The organism is Streptomyces sp. NPDC032721, from assembly GCF_055579625.1.
Genome location: NZ_JBVIMX010000027.1, coordinates 78,353 through 100,245, shown reverse-complemented (window position 1 = coordinate 100,245; position 21,893 = coordinate 78,353). Strand labels below are relative to the sequence as shown.

At 71.3% G+C, this 21,893-nt stretch carries 18 protein-coding genes and 1 riboswitch; of the genes, 11 read left to right on the top strand and 7 right to left on the bottom strand.

What is annotated here, in order from left to right; genetic code table 11:
- Positions 1-8: 8 nt before the first annotated feature.
- Both ACZ5PB_RS38735 and ACZ5PB_RS38730 read left to right on the top strand, forming a co-directional pair.
- Positions 9-614, top strand: a complete 606-nt coding sequence (locus ACZ5PB_RS38735) for a MerR family transcriptional regulator (protein ID WP_468697892.1) — start codon at positions 9-11, stop codon at positions 612-614.
- Between the two features lie 38 nt (positions 615-652).
- Entirely contained in the window at positions 653-2,068 is a 1,416-nt protein-coding gene (locus ACZ5PB_RS38730; protein ID WP_468697891.1) for a DNA polymerase IV, read from the top strand.
- 179 nt (positions 2,069-2,247) lie between these two features.
- On the opposite strand, the gene ACZ5PB_RS38725 is transcribed toward ACZ5PB_RS38730, so the two are convergent.
- Positions 2,248-2,613, bottom strand: a complete 366-nt coding sequence (locus ACZ5PB_RS38725; protein ID WP_468697889.1) for a PRC-barrel domain-containing protein — start codon at positions 2,611-2,613, stop codon at positions 2,248-2,250.
- A 124-nt stretch (positions 2,614-2,737) separates the two neighbouring features.
- Positions 2,738-2,837: riboswitch (glycine riboswitch) on the top strand.
- Positions 2,838-3,039: 202 nt separating this feature from the next.
- Between ACZ5PB_RS38725 and gcvP the strand changes: the two genes are divergently transcribed.
- Positions 3,040-5,925 (top strand): aminomethyl-transferring glycine dehydrogenase, encoded by a 2,886-nt coding sequence (gene gcvP, locus ACZ5PB_RS38720; protein ID WP_468697888.1) that lies wholly within the window; start codon positions 3,040-3,042, stop codon positions 5,923-5,925.
- 152 nt (positions 5,926-6,077) lie between these two features.
- Here gcvP and ACZ5PB_RS38715 read toward each other — a convergent pair whose 3' ends face one another.
- Entirely contained in the window at positions 6,078-6,275 is a 198-nt protein-coding gene (locus ACZ5PB_RS38715; RefSeq protein WP_468697886.1) for a DUF5999 family protein, read from the bottom strand.
- A 382-nt stretch (positions 6,276-6,657) separates the two neighbouring features.
- Complete coding sequence (locus ACZ5PB_RS38710) at positions 6,658-7,260, bottom strand: hypothetical protein (protein WP_468697885.1); 603 nt, start codon at positions 7,258-7,260, stop codon at positions 6,658-6,660.
- 527 nt (positions 7,261-7,787) lie between these two features.
- Between ACZ5PB_RS38710 and ACZ5PB_RS38705 the strand changes: the two genes are divergently transcribed.
- A complete protein-coding gene (locus ACZ5PB_RS38705) occupies positions 7,788-9,296 on the top strand; it encodes a glutamate-cysteine ligase family protein (protein WP_468697884.1) in 1,509 nt (502 codons plus the stop codon).
- A gap of 222 nt (positions 9,297-9,518) precedes the next feature.
- Here ACZ5PB_RS38705 and ACZ5PB_RS38700 read toward each other — a convergent pair whose 3' ends face one another.
- The gene (locus tag ACZ5PB_RS38700; protein ID WP_468697883.1) at positions 9,519-11,294 is read right to left on the bottom strand and encodes a substrate-binding domain-containing protein; all 1,776 of its coding nucleotides are present in this window, start codon (positions 11,292-11,294) and stop codon (positions 9,519-9,521) included.
- 222 nt (positions 11,295-11,516) lie between these two features.
- Between ACZ5PB_RS38700 and ACZ5PB_RS38695 the strand changes: the two genes are divergently transcribed.
- Entirely contained in the window at positions 11,517-12,317 is an 801-nt protein-coding gene (locus tag ACZ5PB_RS38695) for a CPBP family intramembrane glutamic endopeptidase (RefSeq protein ID WP_468697881.1), read from the top strand.
- 48 nt (positions 12,318-12,365) lie between these two features.
- On the opposite strand, the gene ACZ5PB_RS38690 is transcribed toward ACZ5PB_RS38695, so the two are convergent.
- The gene (locus ACZ5PB_RS38690) at positions 12,366-13,208 is read right to left on the bottom strand and encodes a PhzF family phenazine biosynthesis protein (RefSeq protein ID WP_468697880.1); all 843 of its coding nucleotides are present in this window, start codon (positions 13,206-13,208) and stop codon (positions 12,366-12,368) included.
- Between the two features lie 197 nt (positions 13,209-13,405).
- Here ACZ5PB_RS38690 and ACZ5PB_RS38685 point away from each other — a divergent pair, with 197 nt between their 5' ends.
- Positions 13,406-13,645: a hypothetical protein gene (locus ACZ5PB_RS38685; protein WP_468697879.1), complete on the top strand. Its 240-nt coding sequence runs from the start codon at positions 13,406-13,408 to the stop codon at positions 13,643-13,645.
- Between the two features lie 925 nt (positions 13,646-14,570).
- A complete protein-coding gene (locus ACZ5PB_RS38680) occupies positions 14,571-16,046 on the top strand; it encodes a SulP family inorganic anion transporter (RefSeq protein ID WP_468697877.1) in 1,476 nt (491 codons plus the stop codon).
- Between the two features lie 40 nt (positions 16,047-16,086).
- On the opposite strand, the gene ACZ5PB_RS38675 is transcribed toward ACZ5PB_RS38680, so the two are convergent.
- Positions 16,087-16,518: a type II toxin-antitoxin system Rv0910 family toxin gene (locus ACZ5PB_RS38675; RefSeq protein WP_468697876.1), complete on the bottom strand. Its 432-nt coding sequence runs from the start codon at positions 16,516-16,518 to the stop codon at positions 16,087-16,089.
- Positions 16,519-16,852: 334 nt separating this feature from the next.
- Between ACZ5PB_RS38675 and ACZ5PB_RS38670 the strand changes: the two genes are divergently transcribed.
- From ACZ5PB_RS38670 to ACZ5PB_RS38660, 3 genes are all read left to right on the top strand, one after another.
- Complete coding sequence (locus ACZ5PB_RS38670) at positions 16,853-17,299, top strand: peptidase (protein ID WP_468697911.1); 447 nt, start codon at positions 16,853-16,855, stop codon at positions 17,297-17,299.
- A gap of 115 nt (positions 17,300-17,414) precedes the next feature.
- Entirely contained in the window at positions 17,415-18,419 is a 1,005-nt protein-coding gene (locus ACZ5PB_RS38665; protein WP_468697874.1) for an EamA family transporter, read from the top strand.
- 181 nt (positions 18,420-18,600) lie between these two features.
- On the top strand, positions 18,601-19,572 hold the full coding sequence (locus ACZ5PB_RS38660; RefSeq protein ID WP_468697909.1) for a DMT family transporter: 972 nt from the start codon (positions 18,601-18,603) through the stop codon (positions 19,570-19,572).
- Positions 19,573-19,656: 84 nt separating this feature from the next.
- Here ACZ5PB_RS38660 and ACZ5PB_RS38655 read toward each other — a convergent pair whose 3' ends face one another.
- Positions 19,657-20,358 carry a pyridoxamine 5'-phosphate oxidase family protein gene (locus tag ACZ5PB_RS38655; protein WP_468697872.1) on the bottom strand — a complete coding sequence of 234 codons (702 nt, stop codon included), beginning with the start codon at positions 20,356-20,358 and terminating at the stop codon, positions 19,657-19,659.
- A gap of 35 nt (positions 20,359-20,393) precedes the next feature.
- Between ACZ5PB_RS38655 and ACZ5PB_RS38650 the strand changes: the two genes are divergently transcribed.
- Entirely contained in the window at positions 20,394-21,785 is a 1,392-nt protein-coding gene (locus ACZ5PB_RS38650; protein ID WP_468697870.1) for an aminotransferase class I/II-fold pyridoxal phosphate-dependent enzyme, read from the top strand.
- Positions 21,786-21,893 lie beyond the last annotated feature (108 nt).

Sequence of the window (21,893 nt, the reverse complement as noted above, 5' to 3'; positions counted from 1 at the left end):
AGGTCGGCGTGAGAATCAGCGGCGACGGTACGGCGACGGGCGGGCCGTATCCGCTCGGCAGTTCGGCCGACCCCACGAGCAGTCAGCACCCCGCCGTTCCGGCGCGGGCCGCCGAGGCGCCCGAGAAGGTCGGATACCGGGGGCCCACCGCGTGTGCCGCCGCAGGCATCACGTACCGGCAGCTGGACTACTGGGCGCGCACCGGGCTGGTCGAGCCGAGTGTGCGGCCGGCCTACGGGTCGGGGACGCAGCGGCTCTACAGCTTCCGCGACGTGGTCGTCCTCAAGATCGTCAAGCGGTTCCTGGACACCGGGGTCGCACTGCAGAACATCCGTACCGCCGTGCAGCACCTGCGGGCGCGCGGGTTCGAGGATCTGGGGCGGATGACGCTCATGAGCGACGGTGCCACCGTGTACGAGTGCACGTCGCCGGACGAGGTCGTGAAGCTGCTCCAGGGCGGGCAGGGCGTCTTCGGGATCGCCGTGGGCGTGGTGTGGCGGGACGTCGAGACGGCCCTGTCGCAGCTGCACGGGGAACGGGTCGACACCGGCGAGACGCTGGTCGGGAACAACCCGGGGGACGAGCTGGCGCGGCGGAGGAACCGGGCCGGCTGACCGGCCGATTGTCAGTGGCGTAGGGCAGCATCGTCGGTGTGAGAAGCGTGCCGACCATTCTGCATCTGGACATGGATGCCTTCTACGCCGCCACGGAGCAGGCGGCGAAGCCGAGCCTGCGCGGGAAACCGGTCGTGGTGGGCGGGCTGGGGCCGCGCGGAGTGGTGGCCACCGCTTCGTACGAGGCACGGCGTTTCGGAGTGCACTCGGCGATGCCGACGGCGCAGGCGCGGAGGCTGGCGCCCAATGCGGCCTATCTGGTGCCGCGCTTCTCCCTGTACCGGGCGGTGAGCGACCAGGTCATGGAGCTGCTGGGGCGGTTGTCACCGCTGGTCGAGCCGTTGAGCCTGGACGAGGCGTTCGTGGACCTGGAGGCGGGCGGGTCCGCCGATGACTCGGAGTCCGCGCGGGCGGTGGGGGAGCAGCTGCGGCGGGACATTCGCGCGGTGACGGGGCTGAGCGGGTCGGTGGGGCTCGCGGGATCCAAGATGCTCGCCAAGATCGCCTCCGAGGAGGCGAAGCCGGACGGGCTGCTGGTCATAGAGCCGGGGACGGAGCGGGAACTGCTCGCCCCCATGTCGGTGCGGATCCTGCCGGGGGTCGGGCCGGCCACCGGGGACCATCTGCGGCGGGCCGGGATGACGACGGTGGCCGACCTCGCGTCCGCGGGCGTGGACGAGCTCGTACGGCTGCTGGGGAAGGCGCACGGGGCCTCGCTCCACCGGATGGCGCTCGGGCTCGACGACCGGCCCGTGGTGGCCGAGAGGGACGCGAAATCGGTGTCGGTCGAGGACACCTTCGACGTGGACCTGCATGACCGGGTGCGGGTGCGGGGCGAGGTGGAGCGGTTGGCCGAGAGGTGTGTGCAGCGGCTGCGCGGGGCGGGACGGTCGGGGCGGACCGTGGTGCTCAAGGTGCGCAGGTTCGACTTCTCGACGCTGACCCGGTCGGAGACCCTGCGGGGGCCGACGGATGATCCGGGGGTGGTGCGGGAGGCGGCGGCGCGGCTGCTGGAGGGGGTGGACACCACGGGCGGGGTGCGGTTGCTGGGGGTGGGGGTGACGGGGCTGGCGGACTTCACGCAGGAGGACCTGTTCGCGCAGGTGGCGGCGCGGGAGGCGGAGGCGTTGGCTGGGGCCGGGGCTGTTGAGGGGGAGGTGGGTGCTGCGGCTGGGGAGGCCGTGGAGGGGGCGGCCGTCGTCCCGGCGGTGGAGGAGCCGGGGACGGGGGAGGAAGCCGCGGAGGTCGCCGAGCGGCGGTGGCATGCGGGGCATGACGTACGGCACGCGGAGTACGGGGCCGGGTGGGTGCAGGGGAGCGGGGTGGGGCGGGTGACGGTGCGCTTCGAGGAACCCGGGTCGGCGGGGCCGGGGCGGGTGCGGACCTTTCGGGTGGACGACCCGGCGTTGGAGGCGGCGGAACCGTTGCCGTTGGTGGGGGAGGAGCTGGCTTAGGGGGAGTGGATGTGCGGGAGGGTCGCGCCTGCGGCGGGCTTTGTCCCTCCCCGCCCCTTCCCTGAACCGCTGGCCGCGGGGCTGGAGGGTTTCTGGCTGCGGGAGCGTCGTTGGTTGCTCGCGCAGTTCCCGTGCCCCCGACGGGGCGGGGTGGGGGAGGGAGGATGGGGTGGGGGTTGTCAGGGGTCGTCGTTGGCCAAGGTGCCGAAGTCGCGGTCCGGGGTGGTGGAGGGTGGGGTGTGGAGGCCGTAGTGGCGGTAGAGCTGGAGTTCTTGTTCGGGGGAGAGGTGGCGGCCTACGCCGAAGTCGGGGGCGTCCTTGATGAGGGACTTCTCGAAGGGGATGCGCAGGGTGTTGTCGACGAGGGAGCTGGGTTCCAGCGGGACGAAGGCGTCCCGGGAGAAGAGGCCGGTGCGGACGGCCGCCCACTCGGGGATGCCGGTGGCGTCGTCCAGATAGACCTCGTCCACCGTTCCGATCTTGGTGCCGTTCCGGTCTAGTGCCTTGCGGCCGATCAGGCTGCGCGGATCGATGTCGGTCTGCACGGTCCCTCCAACTGGTCGCAACTGCTGCATGAACCCCGTAAAACACTACGAAAGTGCAGATTCGTGAGGCTGGCCACTCGAGGGATCGGAGCGGGAGTGCGCTGGTAGGCTGGCCAACGGCTGCTGACCCCGTGCGGGAGAGTCCTTCGAGGATGATTTGTCGGAGGCGCCGAAGGAGCAACTCCTCCCCGGAATCTCTCAGGCCCCTGTACCGCATGGACGAGGTCACTCTGGAAAGCAGGGTGGAACACGGGCACGGCGCAGGCCGGGGCGTGATCCATCCTCACCGACGGTGAAAGTCGGGGCGTCGATGATCTCGGTGCTCCGGTGAAGCTCTCAGGTTGAGATGACAGAGGGGGAGGCCGTCCGGGCGCCCGTGCCGTGGTGCCCCTCGCAGGTCGTGTCAGACCAGGAGGCCTTCCGCAGATGACCGCCAACCGCATTCCGCTCGCCGAGCTTGAGCGTGGCATTCCCTTCGAGCAGCGTCACATCGGACCCGATGTGGAGGCGCAGGCGAAGATGCTGGCGCAGGTCGGGTACGGGTCGCTCGACGAGCTGACCGATGCCGCCGTGCCGGACGCCATCAAGAACGCCGCCGCCCTCGGGCTGCCGGACGCGCGAACCGAGGCCGAGGTGCTGGCCGAACTGCGTACGCTCGCCGACCGGAACCAGGTGCTCGCCCCGATGATCGGGCTCGGGTACTACGGGACCTTCACTCCGCCGGTCATTCTGCGCAACGTCATGGAGAACCCGGCCTGGTACACGGCCTACACGCCGTACCAGCCGGAGATCTCGCAGGGCCGCCTGGAGGCGCTGCTCAACTTCCAGACCATGGTTGCCGACCTGACCGGGCTGCCGACCTCCGGTGCCTCGCTGCTCGACGAGGGCACCGCCGCCGCCGAGGCCATGTCGCTCGCGCGCCGGGTGGGCAAGGTCAAGGGCGGGGTCTTCCTGATCGACGCGGAAACGCTTCCGCAGACCATTGCTGTCATCCAGACGCGTGCCGAGCCGACCGGGGTCGAGGTCGTCGTCGCCGATCTGGCCGAGGGGATTCCGGCCGAGGTCGCCGAACGCGGCGTGTTCGGCGTGCTGTTGCAGTACCCGGGCGCCTCCGGTGTCGTACGCGACATCAAGCCGGTGATCGACGCGGCGCACGAGCTCGGTGCCATCGTCACCGTGGCCGCCGACCTGCTGGCGCTCACGCTGCTCACCTCGCCCGGCGACCTTGGTGCCGACATCGCCGTCGGTACGACCCAGCGCTTCGGCGTACCGATGGGCTTCGGCGGCCCGCACGCCGGATTCATGGCCGTACGCGAGAAGTTCGCGCGCAGCTTGCCCGGGCGGCTCGTGGGTGTGTCCGTCGACGTGGACGGCAACAAGGCGTACCGGCTGGCGCTGCAGACGCGTGAGCAGCACATCCGCCGCGAGAAGGCCACCAGCAACATCTGCACCGCGCAGGTACTGCTCGCCGTGATGGCCGGGATGTACGCCGTCTACCACGGTCCGGACGGGCTCAAGGGCATCGCCCGGCGCACCCACCGCTACGCCGCGATCCTCGCCGAGGGGCTGCGGGCCGGCGGCGTCGCGATCGCGCACGGCTCGTTCTTCGACACCGTGACCGCGCAGGTGCCCGGCAAGGCCGCCGAGATCGTCGGCGCCGCCCGGGACAACGGGGTCAACCTGCGTCTCGTCGACGCCGACACCGTCTCCTTCGCCTGCGACGAGACCACGCTGCGCGCCCAGGTCGCCGCGGTGTGGGCGGCCTTCGGGGTCGAGGGCGACATTGAGGCGCTGGACGCCTCGACCGAGGAGACGCTCCCCGAGGGGCTGCTGCGGACCGACGAGTTCCTGACCCACCCGGTCTTCCACCAGCACCGCTCCGAGACCGCGATGCTGCGCTACCTGCGCAAGCTGGCCGACCGCGACTACGCGCTCGACCGGGGCATGATCCCGCTCGGCTCCTGCACCATGAAGCTGAACGCGACCACCGAGATGGAGCCGGTCACCTGGCCCGAGTTCGGCCAGATCCACCCCTTCGCACCGGTCGAGCAGGCCGCCGGTTACCTCACGCTCATCCGTGAGCTGGAGGAGCGGCTCGCCGAGGTCACCGGGTACGACGCGGTGTCGATCCAGCCCAACGCCGGTTCGCAGGGCGAGCTCGCCGGACTGCTCGCCGTACGCGCGTACCACCGGGCCAACGGCGACGAGCAGCGCACCGTGTGCCTGATCCCGTCGTCCGCGCACGGCACCAACGCCGCGAGCGCCGTGATGGCCGGGATGAAGGTCGTCGTGGTCAAGACCGCCGACGACGGCGAGGTCGACGTCGAGGACCTGCGCGCCAAGATCGAGCAGTACCGCGACGAGCTGTCGGTGCTGATGATCACCTACCCGTCGACGCACGGCGTCTTCGAGGAGCACGTCGCCGACATCTGCGCGACCGTGCACGAGGCCGGCGGCCAGGTGTACGTGGACGGCGCCAACCTCAACGCGCTGGTGGGCCTCGCCAAGCCGGGCAAGTTCGGCGGCGACGTCAGCCACCTGAACCTGCACAAGACCTTCTGCATCCCGCACGGCGGCGGCGGCCCGGGCGTCGGCCCGGTCGGCGTGCGCGCGCACCTCGCGCCGTACCTCCCCAACCACCCGCTCCAGCCGTCGGCCGGTCCGGAGACCGGCGTCGGCCCGGTCTCGGCGGCACCGTGGGGCTCCGCGGGCATCCTGCCGATCTCGTGGGCGTACGTACGCCTCATGGGTGGGGAGGGCCTCAAGCGCGCGACGCAGGTCGCCGTCCTTGCCGCCAACTACATCGCCAAGCGTCTGGAACCGCACTACCCGGTTCTCTACACCGGTCCGCACGGCCTCGTCGCCCACGAGTGCATCGTCGACCTGCGCCCGCTGTCGAAGTCGACGGGCGTCAGCGTGGACGACATCGCCAAGCGGCTCATCGATTACGGCTTCCACGCGCCGACCATGTCCTTCCCGGTCGCCGGGACGCTCATGATCGAGCCGACCGAGAGCGAGAACCTCGACGAGCTGGACCGCTTCTGCGACACGATGATCGCCATCCGCGGCGAGATCGAGAAGGTCGCCGGGGGCGAATGGCCCGCCGAGGACAACCCGCTGCGCAACGCCCCGCACACGGCTGCCGCCCTCGGCGGCACGTGGGACCACGCGTACACCCGCGAGGAGGCCGTCTTCCCCGCCGGGGTCTCGGCGGCCGACAAGTACTGGCCGCCGGTGCGCCGCATCGACGGTGCCTACGGCGACCGCAACCTGGTCTGCTCGTGCCCGCCGATGGACGAGTACGACAACTGACGACTAGCGCCTGACGGCGGGCAGTCGGGCGGACGCTGACGTGCGTCAGGGCCGGTTCGGAGTGGAAGCTCCGGGCCGGCCCCTCGTCGTAGGTAAGGCGATTCTCCTGTGTCTTTCGTGCGCTGTGCTCTAGGTCTGCTCTCGGTGTGCTTTCAGGCAGCGGTGGCCACGTCCAGCGGGCGGTGCGGCGCGATGATCTGCCCGTTGGGCAGCAGTTCGCCGGTGTCCTCGAAGAGGAGGACGCCGTTGCACAGCAGGCTCCAGCCCTGCTCCGGGTGGTGCGCCATCGGACGGGCGGCCTCCCGGTCGGCGGATTCGGCGGTCGGGCAGAGTGGCTGGTGCTGGCACATGGAAGGGTTCTTTCGCTGCGTCGTGGTGATGACAGTGTTCCTGCGGCTTGAATCGGTGTTCATGGCCGCGCCCCCGTATCAGTCGGTTCGGTCCCAGTGTTGCCCTACGGGCGGCGATCCGCAGGGATTTCACGGCAGCACTTCTTATTGGTTGAGGACGCATCACCCGTGCGGACGGTTCAGCCCAACTGGCCCCTCTCTTCGGGTGGTTCGGGGTGGCCCGAGTGGACTAGTCCGGATGGGGCATACGGGTGGCGGGCCGTCGGTGCCTACGTGCCTTCGTGCACGGGTGTGCGGGCAGCGTCGTGCCCCGCGCCCGGGGAGCCGGGGCGGGGCACCGTACGACGGGAGGAATCGGGCGACCTGAATCGGGCGCCGGGAATCAGGCGAGCTGGCTGAGCAACGGCGACGCCTGGGCCGGCACGGGGTGCAGCCGCAGGGACAGTACGGGCAGCAGGTCGGCCACGGTGCAGGGGCGGTGCGCGACGATTCCCGGTGGTGCGGGGGCCAGTGGCACCAGGACGTCGGAGGGGGCGGGAATGCCCGTCGAGGCGTCGGCGGTGGGGTCGGCGTGCAGCCACAGGGTCAGCATGTACAGGGCGGGAATGGACAGCAGACGCGGCTGGTAGGCGGCGGGCATGGCCTCCGCGTGCCGCAGCGCGCGCTCGGTGGAGCTCAGGTAGGGGCCCTCGAAGAAGTGCGAGAAGGTCCAGCCGTCGGGAGTCAGTACGGTGTCGGCCGCGGCCACGGCCCGGTCGGCGCTGCGGATCAGGAACCGCCAGCCGGTGAGCCGGGTGCGGGGCGGCCGGCTTTCCACGGTGATCTCGTCCCAGACGTGGACGGGAAGCGGCAGTTCGGGAGTGAGCGGCCCCTGGTGGGACCGGAGGGCCGGGGTGCGGGGCTCGCATACGGCGGTGGGGGAGCCGAGTGCTGCGAGGACGCTGCGCAGGGCGGGCGCGGGAGCCGGGGGTACGTGCAGCGGCATGGTGGGTCGCCTCTCGCTCGGGAGACACGGTGGAGCCTGGGCAGTGCGGACGACGCTGTCAGCTGTGCGGGGCCAGAGGGGGCCTTGGGCGATGGCCCGGCGTCAACTCTCTGCCTCGTTCGCGGAGTTTATACGACACGTGTTCACACGATGTTTCGTCTAGCTGTCGTGGATATTGCCCGCAAGGCGATATCCGGCCCTTCCGCAAGCCTGGCAGGTGCGGGAAATCGCCCGGTTATGGAGCTGCTTCGGAGGGTTTTTACAGGTCTTCTGCGGGCCTTCTCCGGGTCTTCTTCTCCGGGGCGGTCGGCTTGAACTCGTCGGCGTTTATCACCACTTCATCGAAACCGGTAACCGCACCCTGCGACATGCCCGTGGAATGTGCCTGTCCCAAGCCGCTCCGAGGGTACTGCGTACCTGGTGCGAGCGGGGCGTTATGGATCAGTCCGCCGGGGCATCATCGACCGTGAACCACACAGGTCCAGCGGCTGTCGCCGCAGGATCTCCCGGTCCAGGAAGGAAGCTCGATGGGTGAGAAGGTCGTGGCAGACGGATTCGATCTGTCGGACCGGCAGCGGTACCGGCGGAAGCTCCACGAGTGTCTGGAGGGGCTCGGGAGGCTCCTGGACGAGAAGAGGTTCGACCGGCCGAAGAATCTCATGGGGCTGGAGATCGAGTTGAATCTCGCGGGTTCCGACGGGATGCCGAAGATGATGAATGCCGAGGTGCTGGAGCGTATTGCGAGCCGTGATTTTCAGACCGAGCTGGGGATGTTCAACCTCGAAGTGAACATCGTTCCGCACCGGTTGGGCGGCCGTGTTCTCGATCAATTGGCGGAGGAACTGCGGACCGGGCTCGGATATGCGCACCGGAAGGCCGCCGAGCTCGATGCGGGAATCATGATGATCGGCATTCTGCCCACGCTGGGGCAGGACGACCTGGTGCACGGGAACCTGTCGGACGTGGACCGCTATGTGCTCCTCAACGACCAGATCGTGGCCGCCAGGGGCGAGCACTTCCAGTTGGACATCGAGGGAGTCGAGCGGCTGAACTGCACCTCCGCCTCGATCGTGCCGGAATCCGCTTGTACTTCGGTGCAGTTGCACCTCCAGGTCACGCCCGGGCGGTTCGCCGACGTGTGGAACGCGGCGCAGGCGGTGGCGGGGGTGCAGATCGCGGTGGGCGCCAACGCGCCGTTCGTCTTCGGGCGGGAGCTGTGGCGGGAGTCGCGGCCGCCGCTGTTCCTCCAGGCGACCGATACCCGGCCGCCGGAGCTGGTCGCCCAGGGCGTACGGCCCCGGACCTGGTTCGGGGAGAAGTGGGTGGACTCTGCGTACGAGCTCTTCGAGGAGAACCTGCGCTACTTCCCCGCGCTGCTGCCGATCTGCGACGAGGAGGAGCCGCTGCGGGTGCTGGACGACGGTGGGGTGCCCCGGCTCCAGGAACTGGTGCTGCACAACGGGACCGTCTACCGGTGGAACCGGCCGGTGTACGGGGTCGCCGACGGCGTGCCGCATCTGCGGGTGGAGAACCGGGTGCTGCCCGCCGGGCCGACGGTGACGGACGTCATCGCGAACGCCGCCTTCTACTACGGGCTGGTGCGGGCGCTGGCGGAGGATGCCAGGCCGGTGTGGCGGCGGATGGGGTTCGCGGAGGCGGAGGCGAACTTCGACGCGGCGTGCCGGTACGGGATCGACGCCGAGCTGGTGTGGCCGCGGGCCGGGCGGGGGTCGGGGACGCAGCGGGTGCCGGCGGTGAAGCTCGTGCGGGACGAGCTGTTGCCGTTGGCGGCCGCGGGGCTGGATGCGTGGGGGGTGGAGGCGGCGGACCGGGACCGGTATCTGGGGGTGATCGAGGAGCGGTGCCGGAGGAGGGTGAACGGGGCTTCCTGGCAGGTGGAGACGTATCACCGGGCGGTGGAGGCGGGGTTGGGGAGGGAGGCGGCGTTGGCGGCGATGACGAGGAGGTATGGGGAGTTGGCGGGGGAGGGGGAGGCGGTGCATTTGTGGCCGGTGGGGTTTCCGGGGCAGGGGTGAGGTTTGGGCCTCGGGCCGGGGTGGGGTTTGGCCTTGGGGTGGGGGCCGTGGCGTAGGTGGGGCGGGGCCGGAGGGTGCGACTCCGTCGGGGGCCGCCCCCTTGCCCGCCCGTTCCGCCCCCGGGGGGCGGCCCCGCCGCCCAAGGGGGCGGGGCAACGTGGGCGGCCGCGCCGCCCAAGGGGGTGGGGGTGTAGCGGCGGCTTCGCCGCGTAAGGGGTGGGGTTAGGGGGTGGGGGATTGGGCGGATTGGGTTATGGCTTTGAGGATGATGGCGGGGACTTCGGAGGGGTCGTTGACCTGGTAGCCGTCTCCGCCGGTGGCGCGGGCTATTTGCTGGACCTCTTCCTGGTCTGCGTCCGGGCCGACCGCGATGGCGATCAGGGGGATCGGGCGCCGCGGGTCCGCGAGGATCTTGAGCTGGGCGATCAGGGCGCTGCGGGTGAGGGACACCGTGTCCTGGTTCGAGCCGTCGGTGAGGATCACGACGGCGTTGAACTTGCCCTTCGCGTAGGTGGCCTGGGCGTCCTTGTAGGCGGCGAGAGTGGTGTCGTACAGGCCGGTGGCCCCGCCCGGTTCCGGCTGGAGCGCGCTGAAGGCGGCGTTGAGCCGGGTGCGGTGGGTGCCGCCCGGGGCGGGACCGCCGAGGCGTGAGGTCGGGACGAGTTTGCGGTAGTCCCGGGGGCCGTCCAGGTTCGTGGCGAACTCCCACAGACCGATCTCGTCCTCGTCGGTGAACTGGCTGAGTGCCGTGAGCAGGGAGTTCTTGGTGACGTCCATCCGGGTACGGCCGCCGCTGCCGGGCACCGGGGTGGCCATCGAGCCCGACGCGTCGACCACCGTGATGAGCCGGGCGCTCTGGACGGTGATCGTCCACATGCCGAGCGTCTCGTCGACGGCCTTCGCGGCCGGCGGGCTCTCCGCGGTGGCGGCGTAGGGCTGTGGCGCGCTGCTGCCCGCCGCGCGTGCGAGGGACTCGTCGGCCGGTTTGCCCGGGGTGCGGAAGCCGTGCCTGGCCAGGATGCGGCGGCCCTCGGCGTCTTCCAGGAACAGTTGGAAGCGCATCGCGGCCCGGGTCTGGTCGGTGGGCAGCTGCGGCTCGTTGACCAGGGTGAACGGGTAGTCGAGCAGTGCCGTGCCGTCCTTCGGGTAGAAGAGCCGGAGGCTCGGGGCGCCCTTCGACGCGCGGTGCGCGAACGCGGCCTGCTCGGACAGGAACACGGCCTGGTTGCGCCTCGGATTGCCCTGTTCCGAGGAGGAGTCGTTCTGCGGGAGCGTGCCCATGACCTGGGCGTCGCTGTTCGCCATGCGCTGCGAGAGCAGTTTCGCGACGGCCGCGGACCTGGTCTGCGCCTCCGGGTCCTTGGTGGCCCCCGCCGACTCGCCGACGCTGGTGAGGGCGAGCAGACCGGTCGCGCTGCGGGACGGGTCCGCGGTGCCCAGGCGCAGCGCCTTCCTGGAGGTGCTCTCGCCTGCCAACTCGGCCCAGCTGTACGTCTTGCGGGGCCAGCCGAGCGAACGGGCCGCAGCGGGCACCGCGGCGACTCCCACCGGCGAGACGGCCACCTTGCCGAGCGCGGTGAGCGTGATGGAGCTGGTACTCCTCGGGCGTTCGAGCCACAGTGCCGCGTCCGGGACCCAGATCTGGAACTCCGGGGTGGCCCCGCCCGAGCTGAGCGCGTCGGCCACCTGGGAGGAGTCGCGGGCGACCACCCGTACGTCGAGGCAGTCGCCGTCCGACTTGAGCTCCGTCCGGCGGGCGTCGTCCGCGGCGGCGCGCAGGGCGGGCGCCATGTCGGGGGAGACGGCCATGTCGAGGCGCACCGTACCGTCGCCGCAGGAACCGGAGCCGAGCAGCCCGCTCTGTACGGCGTACGTGGTACCCGCGGCCACGGCCAGCACCAGGGCGGTGGCGATGGCGACGGTCCGGCCGCGTACCGGTGAACGGCCGGACCTGGCTGTGTCCGCGCCGTGCTCGTCGGGCAAGCTGTGACGTCCCATGCGGTGGTGCCCCTCCTTGAGCCTGCTGGCAGTGAGCCTCTGAAGCGCGGCGAGCCTTGAAGCCAAGGAACGAGGGGGGGGTACGGCCGTTGAATGGCGCTCGACCCCCCCGGCCTGTCGCGCGCGATCTTCGTACCTGCATTCGAGACCCTAGCGGTGCGGAGATCTGGATGAGGCGGGATTACACAACTGGAGGTTGCGGTGCAAGCGGATCCGGGGCAGATGGCCGGTATGTCGCCTGAAGGGCCCGTTTTCCCGCGTGAACGGGTCCTGACCCGGCGGATGTTGGGGACCGAATTGCTGCTCGTGCTGGCCCTTTCGCTGGGCGCCAGCGGGGTGTCCGCCCTGATCAGGTTCGTCGGGGCGCTGACGAGGCCGGGTGGGCTGAAGGACCAGGCGGCGAACCTGAACAGTTCTGCCGCGCCGGGGCGGCCGTGGCTGGATCTCGTATGGCAACTGTTCAGCATTTCCACCGCTTTGGTGCCGGTGGCGCTGGTGGCGCACCTGCTGCTCAGGGAGGGGAGCGGGCTGCGCGCGATCGGGTTCGACCGGCTGAAGCCGTGGTCGGACCTGGGGCGCGGGGTGCTGATCGCGGCGGGGATCGGGAGCGCCGGTCTGGCCTTCTATCTGGTGGCCAACGCGAGTGGGTTCAATCTGACCGTGGTGCCGGAGTCGCTTCCCGAGGTGTGGTGGAAGTACCCGGTGCTGATCCTCTCGGCGATCCAGAACTCGGTGCTGGAGGAGGTCATCGTCGTCGGCTATCTGCTGCGCAGGCTGGGGCAGTTGGGGTGGACGCCGATGGCCGCGCTGGTGGCCAGCTCGGTGCTGCGGGGGTCGTACCACCTGTACCAGGGGGTGGGCGGCTTCATCGGGAACGTGGTGATGGGGGTGGTGTTCGTCCTGCTCTACCGGAAGTGGGGGCGGGTGGGGCCGCTGGTGGCGGCCCACGCGCTGCTCGACATCGGGGCTTTCGTGGGGTACGCGGTGCTGGCGGGGAAGGTGGACTGGCTGCCCACCTTGTAGCGGACGCGGTGAGTGGCTGGCGTGTGTGGCTGTGGTGGGTGGCTGTCGTCAGTGGTGGTTGTCGTACGGGTGCAGGAGGTCGCCCTCGATCACGGTGACCGCGTGTCCGGTGAGGTGGGTGCGGTCGCCGTGCAGGGCGGTGCGTACGAGGCCGGTGCGGGCGCCGCCCTGGAGGCCGGTGAGCTCCGTGCGGCCCAGGCGGGCGGACCAGAACGGGGCGAGGGCGGTGTGGGCGCTGCCGGTCACCGGGTCCTCGTCGACGCCCACGGCGGGGAAGAAGCAGCGGGTCGCGAAGTCGTAGCCGTTGGCGGGGTCCTGGGCCCGTGCGGTGGCGATGACGCCCCGGCGGGAGAGGGCGGCCAGGGCCCGGAGGTCGGGGGCGAGAGCCCGGACCTCCTGCTCGGAACGGCACTCGACCAGGAGGTCGCCGACCAGGTCGCCGGTGTAGTGGACGCTGAGCGGCTCGGCCCCGAGGGCCTCGGCCAGGCCGGGCGGGGCCTCCACCGGCACCAGTGGTGCGGTGGGGAAGTCCATGGTCAGGGAGCCGTCGGGGTGGGCGGTGGTGGTGAGGATGCCGCTGCGGGTGGTGAAGCGGACGGTGCCGGTGGCGGTGCCCGTGGTGTGGAGGACATGGGCCGTGGCCAGGGTGGCGTGGCCGCACATGTCCACCTCGGTGGTGGGGGTGAACCAGCAAAGGGCCCAGTCGGCGTCCTGGCCGTCGCCGGTGGGGAGCGGGTGGGCGAACGCCGTTTCGGAGAGGTTGAGCTCGGCGGCCGTCTGCTGGAGCCAGGTGTCCTCGGGGAAGGCGAGGGCGTCCTCCAGGAGGAGGACGGCGGCGGGGTTGCCCTGGAAGGGGGTGGCGGTGAAGGCGTCGACGGTTCGGATGCGCATGCGGAGAGGGTAAGGCGGGTGGTCGGGGGCGGGTACAGGGCCAATTCGGGGCGGGCGGACTGGGGCGGGTCGGCTGCCGGAGCTTCGGCTCTGCCGGTCTCGGAAGCGGGGTTGGGCTCAATGGGTGGTTCTGGGAAGGGTGTTGGGGTTTGGGAGGTTAGGGTGCTTCGGTTCGTAGTTGGGGCTGAGGAGGCGTTGTGGCGGTATTTATGTTGCAGTTGGCCGAGGGTGTCGACGATGTGGTCGAGGCGCAGGCCGCCGGGCGCACCAAGTCGGGGGAGATCGTGCTGGAGGCCACCGACGAGTCGGGGAAGCAGGTACGGATCAGGACCTACCGGCCCGACGCGGTGACCGCCGTGTTCCGGCGCGGCCCCGGGGACTCGGGGAGCTACGGATGGATCCCGCAGCCCGCGAGCGGCACTTGGTGGTGTTACTAGGGCGAGTCTGCGGGAGGGGGCAGGCCGGCTTGGGGTGCCGTGCTCTCTCGTGGTGACCGGGCGGGGCCTGGTGCATGCAGCTGCAGGGCGGGGACGAGGGGCGGGGCGACGCGGAGCGGGTGGGGTTTGCACGGCCGGGCGAAGTCGAGGGCTGGGGCTTAGGGCTGAGGCCGGAAGCTGAGGCGAGGGCCGGGGGCCGGGGCTGAGAGCTCCGGCCGAGTGCTGGAGCCAGGAGCAGGAGTTGACGGCTGAGGTCGAGGGCTGGGAGCCGAGAGTTGAGGCAGTGGGTTGGGGCCGAGGACCGCTGAGACCGGGACCAGGGGGCGAGGGCTGGAGCCGAGAGTTGAGGCAGTGGGCTGGGGCTTGAGCTGGGGCCGGAAGTTGGGGCCGGGGGCAGAAGCCAGGAGCTCCGGCCGATGGCTGAGGCCGGGCGCCGAAGCCCGGAGCTGGGGCTGGGGGCCGTGGCCGAGGGCTCGGGGCGGGGGGTGCGGCCGGGAGTCGAAGCTCGGGGCAGAAGCCGGAGGCTCGGTCGATGGCTGAGGCCGAGGGCTGAAGCCTGGAGGTGGGGCCGGGGGCTCGGGTCGGGGGCTGAGGCCGGGAGACGAAGCTCGGGGTTGGGGCCGGGAGCTCCGGTCGAGGGGTGAAGCCCAGAGTTGAGGCCAAGGGGTGAAGCTGGGGCTGGGGCTGGGGCTGGGGCTGGGGCTGGGGCTGGGGCTGGGAGCTGGAGGCGAGGGCCGGGGGTGCGGCGAGTGAGGAAGTTGGGGGCGGGGGAGTGGGAGGGGTGGCGCGGGCCGCCGGTCCGGGGGGATCCGCAGGGGGAGCTCTGGGGCATGGGCATGGGTGCTTCGGTGTTTCGGGGGTGCGGGACTAGAGTGGGGCTCTTTGTGTTTGGTGGCACCTTGGTGCGTCTATGGAAAACGGTTTTATGCCCCGGCTGTCTCTGTCCCGACCCTCCCGCCCCGAGTGGCTGGCATCTCCGCGAGTCTTCCGTACCGAGGTGCTGGGCGGCCTCGTGGTCGGGCTCGCGTTGATTCCGGAGGCGATCTCCTTCTCGGTGATCGCGGGGGTTTCGCCGAGCGTGGGGCTGTTCTCCGCGGTGATCATGGCCGTGGTGATCTCGTTCGTCGGCGGGCGCAAGGCGATGATCTCGGCGGCCACGGGGGCCGTCGCGCTGGTGGTCGCCCCGCTCAACAAGGAGTACGGGCTCGGATATCTGGTCGCCGCCGTGATCCTCGGCGGGATCATGCAGGTGGTGCTGGGGGCGGTCGGGGTCGCCCGGCTGATGCGGTTCGTGCCGCGCAGCGTGATGGTGGGGTTCGTCAATGCGCTGGCGATCCTGGTCTTCATGGGGCAGTTCCCGGAGCTGACCGACGTGCCCTGGGCGGTGTATCCGCTGGTCGTGGGCGGTCTTGTGCTGACCGCGCTGTTTCCCAGGCTGACCACCGCGGTGCCCGCGCCGCTGGTGTCGATCGTGGTTCTGACGCTCCTCACGGTGGGGGCGGGCATCGCCGTACCCACGGTGGGGGACCGGGGTGAGCTGCCGTCGTCGTTGCCGGTGCCGGGGCTGCCGGATGTGCCGCTCACCATGGACATGCTGACGACCATCGCCCCGTACGCCTTCGCCCTCGCACTCGTGGGGCTGCTGGAGTCGCTGATGACGGCGAAGCTGGTGGACGACATCACCGACACCCACTCCAACAAGACCCGCGAGTCGATCGGGCAGGGCGTCGCCAACATCGTGACCGGGCTCTTCGGCGGCATGGGCGGCTGCGCGATGATCGGCCAGACCATGATCAATGTGAAGGTGTCGGGGGCCAGGACGCGGCTCTCGACCTTTCTGGCGGGGGCCTTCCTGCTGGTGCTGTGTCTGGTGCTGGGGCCCGTCGTCTCCGACATCCCCATGGCGGCACTAGTCGCGATCATGGTGCTGGTGTCGGCCGCGACCTTCGACTGGCACTCGGTGAGCCCGAAGACGCTGCGCCGGCTGCCGCTGGGCGAGACGCTGGTCATGCTGATCACCGTGGGCTGCGTGGTCGCCACCCACAACCTGGCCGTCGGCGTGGTCGTCGGGTCGGTCAGCGCCATGGTGATCTTCGCCAAGCGGGTCGCGCACGTCGTTGACGTGGTGCGGGAGGTGGACGGCGGGCGGGCCGTCTACACCGTGACGGGTGAGTTGTTCTTCGCGTCGTCGAACGATCTCGTCTTCCGGTTCCGGTACAAGGACGACCCGGACGAGATCGTGATCGACCTGTCCCGGGCGCACATCTGGGACGCGTCGTCCGTCGCGGCGCTGGACGCGGTCGAGACGAAGTACGCCCGGTACGGGAAGACGGTCGCGGTCACCGGGCTCAACGAGGCGAGCGCGGCGATGCACGGGCGGCTGGCGGGCCGGCTGGGCTGAGTCGCAGAGCGGGGGGGGTGAGGCGGGGCTTGGTGTGCGGTCAGGTGGTCAGTTCCGTCAGTTTCGTGAGGGATTCCTTGAGGGCCGTCGTGGCCGAGTCCTTGAGCTTGCCGCCCATCAGGGACACCGCCGCGCCGGTGAACTCGCCGTCGATACGGGCCAGTGTGCCGCCCGCGTCCGTGGGAACCAGCGAGTAGCGCATCGCCAGGTTCACGCCCATCGGGCCCTTGCCCCGGATGACGAACAGCCGGTCCTGCTCCAGTTCCTCGACGGTCCACACGACTTCGGCGGGGAAACCCATCAGCTTCATGTTCTCCTCGTACGTCGCCCCGACCGCGAGGGTCTCCGGGCCGCCCGTGGGGAACGAGGTGTGCGTCGCGTTCCACCGGTCGTACGAGGTGAAGTCCGTCAGCCGGGCCCAGAGCTTGTCGGCCGGTGCTTCGATGCGTGCCTCTGCGCTGACCTCGGCCATGGGGCTCTTCCTTCCGACGGATGCCTGCACGCTGCCTGCTTGCTGCCTGCTCGGTGTCGCGGAACGTAGCCGTACGACCGCGAACATTCAATACTGATGAACCGTCAGGGGCGGGTCGCTCTCAGGGAAGATTCATCTGATCTCCTCCGCAAGGAGGAGAACCCGGGCCGGGTTGCCCAACTCCGGTGGGATGCGGGAATGCTCCCCCACGCGGATGCCCCGGACCTGCCTCCGGTGATGGGGTGGAGGCGTGCAGAGCCCTCTTCGACGGGTCTCCGGTTCCGGAGAGGCCGTCCCTCCCCGCGCCGGCATCGAGGCCAGACTCACCGTCGAGATGGCCAGGGTGGTCGCGGGCGCGCGCCGACGGGCGCAGCGGGACGGGGACCGCCAGATCGACACCGCACATCTCCTGCACTCCGTACTGGAGGCCGATCCAGAGGTGCGGGCCGCGTTCGAGGACGGGCCGCAGGTGGCCAAGGTGCTGGGCTATCTCGTGCAGCGCAGCATCGGGTACGGACTGCGGTGGCAGGCGGGCGAGGAGGGCCCGCCGAGGGCGACCCCCGTCGCGGGCTGGTCACCCTCGGCCGTCACGGCGATGGAAACGGCGCTCGCTCGCGCGGCGGCGCGCGACGATCGACGGGCGGGCGGCACCGATCTGCTGGCGGCGTTCGCCGCAGACCCGGACTGCCGGGCCGTCGAGGTGCTGCGCCGGGCGGGTGTGGACACGGAGCGGCTGGCGGGGCGCCTGTGCGCGGCTGCCGCCGCCGTCCGGCAGCCGTAGGGGAAGCGGCAGTTGGGGGTGGTGGGACGAGTGGGTTTCCACTGGTATGCCGGGGCGCTGTCTCGACAGGTGTTACACGGATGACGGTCCTGACCCCAACTGGCATGATGTGCCGATGCACGTTCAGGGACGGAGTGTCGGCCTGGGTCTCGCCCTCGTATCGGCCCTCGCATTCGGTGGTTCAGGTGTCGCGGCCAAGCCGCTGATCGAGGCGGGGCTCGACCCGCTGCACGTGGTGTGGCTGAGGGTGGCGGGCGCGGCGCTGGTGATGCTGCCGGTTGCCTGGCGCCACCGCGATCTCGTGCGGCGCAAACCCGCGCTGCTCGCGGGCTTCGGACTGCTCGCCGTGGCCGGTGTGCAGGCCTTCTACTTCGCTTCGCTCTCCCGGATTCCCGTCGGAGTGGCCCTGCTCATCGAGTACTTGGCGCCCGCGCTGGTGCTCGGCTGGGTGCGGTTCGTCCAGCGCAGGCCGGTGACCAGGGCCGCCGCCGTGGGCGTGGTGCTCGCGGTGGGCGGGCTCGCGTGTGTGGTCGAGGTGTGGGCGGGGCTCAGCTTCGACGTACTGGGACTGCTGCTCGCGCTCGGCGCCGCCTGCTGCCAGGTGGGCTACTTCGTCCTGTCGGACCACGGCGGGGACGGCGACGACGCCGCCGACCCGCTGGGCGTCATCGCGTACGGGCTGCTGGTGGGCACCGCCGTACTGACCGTGATCGCCCGGCCGTGGGGCATGAAGTGGGAACTCCTGGGCGGCGCCGTCGACATGGGCGGCTCACAGGTGCAGGCCTGGCTGCTGCTCGGCTGGATCGTGCTGGTGGCGACGGTGCTCGCGTACGTCACCGGGGTCGTCTCCGTACGGAAGCTGTCGCCGCAGGTCGCCGGGGTGCTCGCGTGTCTGGAGGCGGTCATCGCGACGGTGGCGGCGTGGGTGCTGCTGCGGGAGCACCTGTCGCTGCCGCAGATCGTGGGCGGGGCCGTGGTGCTGGTCGGCGCGTTCATCGCGCAGTCGTCCACGCCCAAGGCGCCGGGCGAGGGGCCGGTGGCGGGCGGAGCGGGGCCTGCGGGCGCCGGTGAAGTCCAGGATGCGGAAAGCGCGTTGTCCACCGGGCGGACCGCGCCGTAAGGTGCCGATCATGCTGTTGACAGTGCTTCCGCCTCCCGCCGCGTACTAGCGCGCGGGTTGGCCCAGTGAGGGCGAGGACCGGGCTCGGGCAGTCCCCGAGCGGATCTTCGCTGCCCGCGTGCGGACGGACGAGAACCCTGCTGTCCTGTTCCTCCACGTGGAGTCGTACGTGTCTGCTGTCATGTTGTCCGTCGGGCGTGGCCTGACGTATCTGATCGTTGCCGGAATCGCCTGGGGCACGGCGGGAGCCGCCGCCTCGGTGCTGTACGGGGTGAGCGATCTCGGGCCGATGGCCCTGTCCTTCTGGCGGTGTGCGGGCGGCTGCCTGCTGCTGCTCGCCGCCCGGATCCTGCTGCGCGCGCGTGGTGCGGGACGGCCGGCGGCCGTCGGGCCGCGCCGTCGGCGGGTGGGCAGGCTGCTGGTCACCGGGCTCATGCTCACCGTCTTCCAGACCGCGTACTTCGCGGCCGTCCAGCAGACCGGACTGGCCGTGGGGACCGTGGTGACGCTCGGTGCCGGGCCCGTGTTCATCGCGCTGGGCGCGCGGCTGCTGCTCGGCGAGCGGCTCGGCCTCGGCGGCGGCTGCGCCGTGGCGGGCGCGCTCGCCGGGCTCGGGGTGCTGGTGCTGGGCGGCGGCGGGAACGACGTGCGCCCCGCCGGTGTGCTGCTCGCGCTGCTGTCCGCCGCCGGGTACGCGGTGATGACGCTGCTGACCCGCTGGTCCGGCCGGGACGGGGACGGCGGCGACCCCGTCGCCACCTCGGGCTGGTCCTTCGGCATCGGGGCGGTGTGCCTGCTGCCGTTCGCGCTGGTCGAGGGCATTTTGCCGCAGACCGCCGCGCTCGGGACGGTGATCGGCCTGCTGGTGTACGTGGCCGCCGTGCCGACGGCGCTCGCCTACGCGCTCTACTTCGCCGGGGCGTCGGTTGTGCGGTCCGCGACGGTGTCCGTGATCATGCTGCTCGAACCGGTGAGCGCCGCCGTCATCGCCGTCGTACTGCTCGACGAACGGCTGACGGCCGCCACGGTACTGGGGACGCTGCTGCTGCTCGCGGCGGTGGCGGGGCTGGCTTACGGAGAGGCGCGGGAGGCCCGGAGGGCGCGGGCGGTCAGGGAGGCGGGCCCGGAGGGGCGGGTGGCCGTCGTTCTCTAGGACCGTCGCGCCTCGGTCCGCGCGTGCGTGCGTCCGGGGGCCGTCCCGTCGGACGGACCCCGGACGCGCGGGTGGGGGCCCGGCTCAGCGGGCCGCGAGGTATCCGGGTACGGGGATCGCCGGGTCGAGGTCGTCGGCGGGGATCGGGGTGCCGTGGCCCCGGGTGAGGGGGACGACGCCGGTCCAGTACGGGAGGTCCGCGTCCTCGGGGTCGTCGTTCGGGCCGCCGGTGCGGACCTTTGCTGACACCTCGTCAAGATCCAGGCGCAGTACGGCCGTTGCCGCCAGCTCCTTGGCGTTGGCGGGGCGGGAGTCGGCGGAGCGGCCGGCCACCACCTGGTCGACCAGCGCGTCCAGCGCGGTCCGCCGCTCCTCCTCGTCGACCACCGGGCGGGCGGTGCCCAGGACCACCACGGAGCGGTAGTTCATCGAGTGGTGGAAGGCGGAGCGGGCGAGCACCAGGCCGTCGACGTGGGTCACCGTCAGGCAGACCTCGATGCCGGGGGCCTCCTCGGTGCGTCCGGCGGCACGCAGCGGGCGCGAGCCCGTCGAGCCGTGCACGTACAGGCTCTCGCCGATCCGGCCGTAGAGGGTCGGCAGCACGATCGGTGCGCCGTCGCGGACGAAGCCGAGGTGGCAGAGGTATCCCTCGTCGAGTATCGAGTGCACCAACTCGCGGTCGTAGGAAGCGCGATCGGGGGAGCGGGTGGGGACGGTGCGGTCGGTGGGGGTGTACGCGTCCGTGCGGGGGGCGGTCTCCGTGGCGGCTGCTGTGCTGTCCTGCATTGCGCTCTCCATTGCACTAGTGCATAGTAGATTTTGTGCTAGGAGAGTATCGGATCAGTGGCAGGCGTGCATCGGAGATTTCCGCCAGCGTGGAACGGGGGGTGAGTGAGGGTGCCCTCGAACCGGGCCAAGTGCTGCCCCCCATGCGGGAGTTGGCCGTGGAGCTCGGAGTCAATCCCAATACCGTCGCGTCCGCCTACCGGACACTCCGCGAGCGCGGGGTGATCGAGACGGCCGGCCGCCGGGGCAGCCGGATCCGCGCGCGTCCGGTCAGTACGGCGCGCGACGCGATGCGGGCCGACGTCCCCGCGGGCGTACGGAACCTGTCGCAGGGCAATCCCGACGCCGCGCTGCTGCCCTCGCTGCGCGACGCCCTGGGCCATGCCGCCGAGCGGGCCGACGCGCGGCCCCGGCTGTACGGCGAGGAGGCCGTCGACCCGGACCTCGCCCGGCTGGCCAGGGCGGACTTCGACGCTGCCGGGGTGCCCGGCGGGCCGGTCGCCGTCGCCTCCGGTTCGCTGGACGCGATCGAGCGGGTCCTCGCCGTGCATCTCAAGCCGGGGGACGCCGTCGCCGTGGAGGACCCGGGGTGGGGTGCCCTGCTCGACCTGGTGCCGGCGCTCGGACTGCGGCCGGTACCGGTGGCCGTGGACGACGAGGGCCCGCTGCCGGACGAGGTGGAGCGGACGCTGCGGGGCGGGGCACGGGCCGTGGTGGTGACGGCCAGGGCCCAGAACCCGACGGGCGCGGCGGTGAGCGGGGCGCGGGCGCGGCGGTTGCGGGAGGTGCTGCGGGCGTACCCGTCGGTGCTGCTGGTCGAGGACGACCACGGGCACGGGATCGTGGACCTGTCGGTGCATCCGGTGGTGGGCGGCGGGCGCGGTGAGAGTGGCGTGAGCGGTGAGAGTGGCGCGCCCTGGGTCTTCGTACGGTCGGTGTCGAAGGGGTACGGGCCCGATCTGCGGGTCGCCGTGCTGACCGGGGACGCGGAGACGGTGGACCGGGTGCGGGGGCGGCAGCGGCTGGGGCCCGGGTGGGTGAGCCTGCTGCTCCAGCAGGCGGTGGTACGGCTGTGGGAGACGGGCGCGGTCGACACCGCCGCGGTCTCGCGGTCCTACGGCGAGCGGCGGGACGCGCTGATCGCGGCGCTCGCGGAACGGGGGATCGCCGCGCACGGGCGCAGCGGGCTCAATGTGTGGGTGCCGGTGGCGGACGAGACGGGGGTGGTCTCACGGCTGCTGCACGCGGGGTGGGCGGTGGCGCCGGGCGCGAGGTTCCGGATGGGGGCGGGTGCGGGTGTCGGGGCCGGGGCCGGGGTGCGGGTGACGGTGTCGACGTTGCGGGTGGGGGAGATGGCGGAGTTCGCGGAGGTGCTCGCGGGCGCGGTGGGTACGGGGGCAGGGGACCGGGGGCGGAGGTACGACTGAGGGTGGGGCGGTTGGGGGGGCAGCTGTCCGGGTTTGCCTTTTCGGGCTGTTGGGCGGTGCCGCGCCTGCGGTGGGTCAGTGACCCGACCCGACCTACCGCTCCGTGGG

What these genes read in the sequence shown, in the direction of transcription:
- ACZ5PB_RS38700 (WP_468697883.1), bottom strand. Translation starts at nt 11,294, where the DNA reads ATGGGACGTCACAGCTTGCCCGACGAGCACGGCGCGGACACAGCCAGG.
- ACZ5PB_RS38660 (WP_468697909.1), top strand. Translation starts at nt 18,601, where the DNA reads ATGTTGTCCGTCGGGCGTGGCCTGACGTATCTGATCGTTGCCGGAATC.
- ACZ5PB_RS38675 (WP_468697876.1), bottom strand. Translation starts at nt 16,518, where the DNA reads ATGGCCGAGGTCAGCGCAGAGGCACGCATCGAAGCACCGGCCGACAAG.
- ACZ5PB_RS38715 (WP_468697886.1), bottom strand. Translation starts at nt 6,275, where the DNA reads ATGTGCCAGCACCAGCCACTCTGCCCGACCGCCGAATCCGCCGACCGG.
- ACZ5PB_RS38695 (WP_468697881.1), top strand. Translation starts at nt 11,517, where the DNA reads ATGGCCGGTATGTCGCCTGAAGGGCCCGTTTTCCCGCGTGAACGGGTC.
- ACZ5PB_RS38670 (WP_468697911.1), top strand. Translation starts at nt 16,853, where the DNA reads ATGGCCAGGGTGGTCGCGGGCGCGCGCCGACGGGCGCAGCGGGACGGG.
- ACZ5PB_RS38665 (WP_468697874.1), top strand. Translation starts at nt 17,415, where the DNA reads ATGCACGTTCAGGGACGGAGTGTCGGCCTGGGTCTCGCCCTCGTATCG.
- ACZ5PB_RS38705 (WP_468697884.1), top strand. Translation starts at nt 7,788, where the DNA reads ATGGGTGAGAAGGTCGTGGCAGACGGATTCGATCTGTCGGACCGGCAG.
- ACZ5PB_RS38710 (WP_468697885.1), bottom strand. Translation starts at nt 7,260, where the DNA reads ATGCCGCTGCACGTACCCCCGGCTCCCGCGCCCGCCCTGCGCAGCGTC.
- gcvP (WP_468697888.1), top strand. Translation starts at nt 3,040, where the DNA reads ATGACCGCCAACCGCATTCCGCTCGCCGAGCTTGAGCGTGGCATTCCC.
- ACZ5PB_RS38680 (WP_468697877.1), top strand. Translation starts at nt 14,571, where the DNA reads ATGCCCCGGCTGTCTCTGTCCCGACCCTCCCGCCCCGAGTGGCTGGCA.
- ACZ5PB_RS38655 (WP_468697872.1), bottom strand. Translation starts at nt 20,358, where the DNA reads ATGCAGGACAGCACAGCAGCCGCCACGGAGACCGCCCCCCGCACGGAC.
- ACZ5PB_RS38690 (WP_468697880.1), bottom strand. Translation starts at nt 13,208, where the DNA reads ATGCGCATCCGAACCGTCGACGCCTTCACCGCCACCCCCTTCCAGGGC.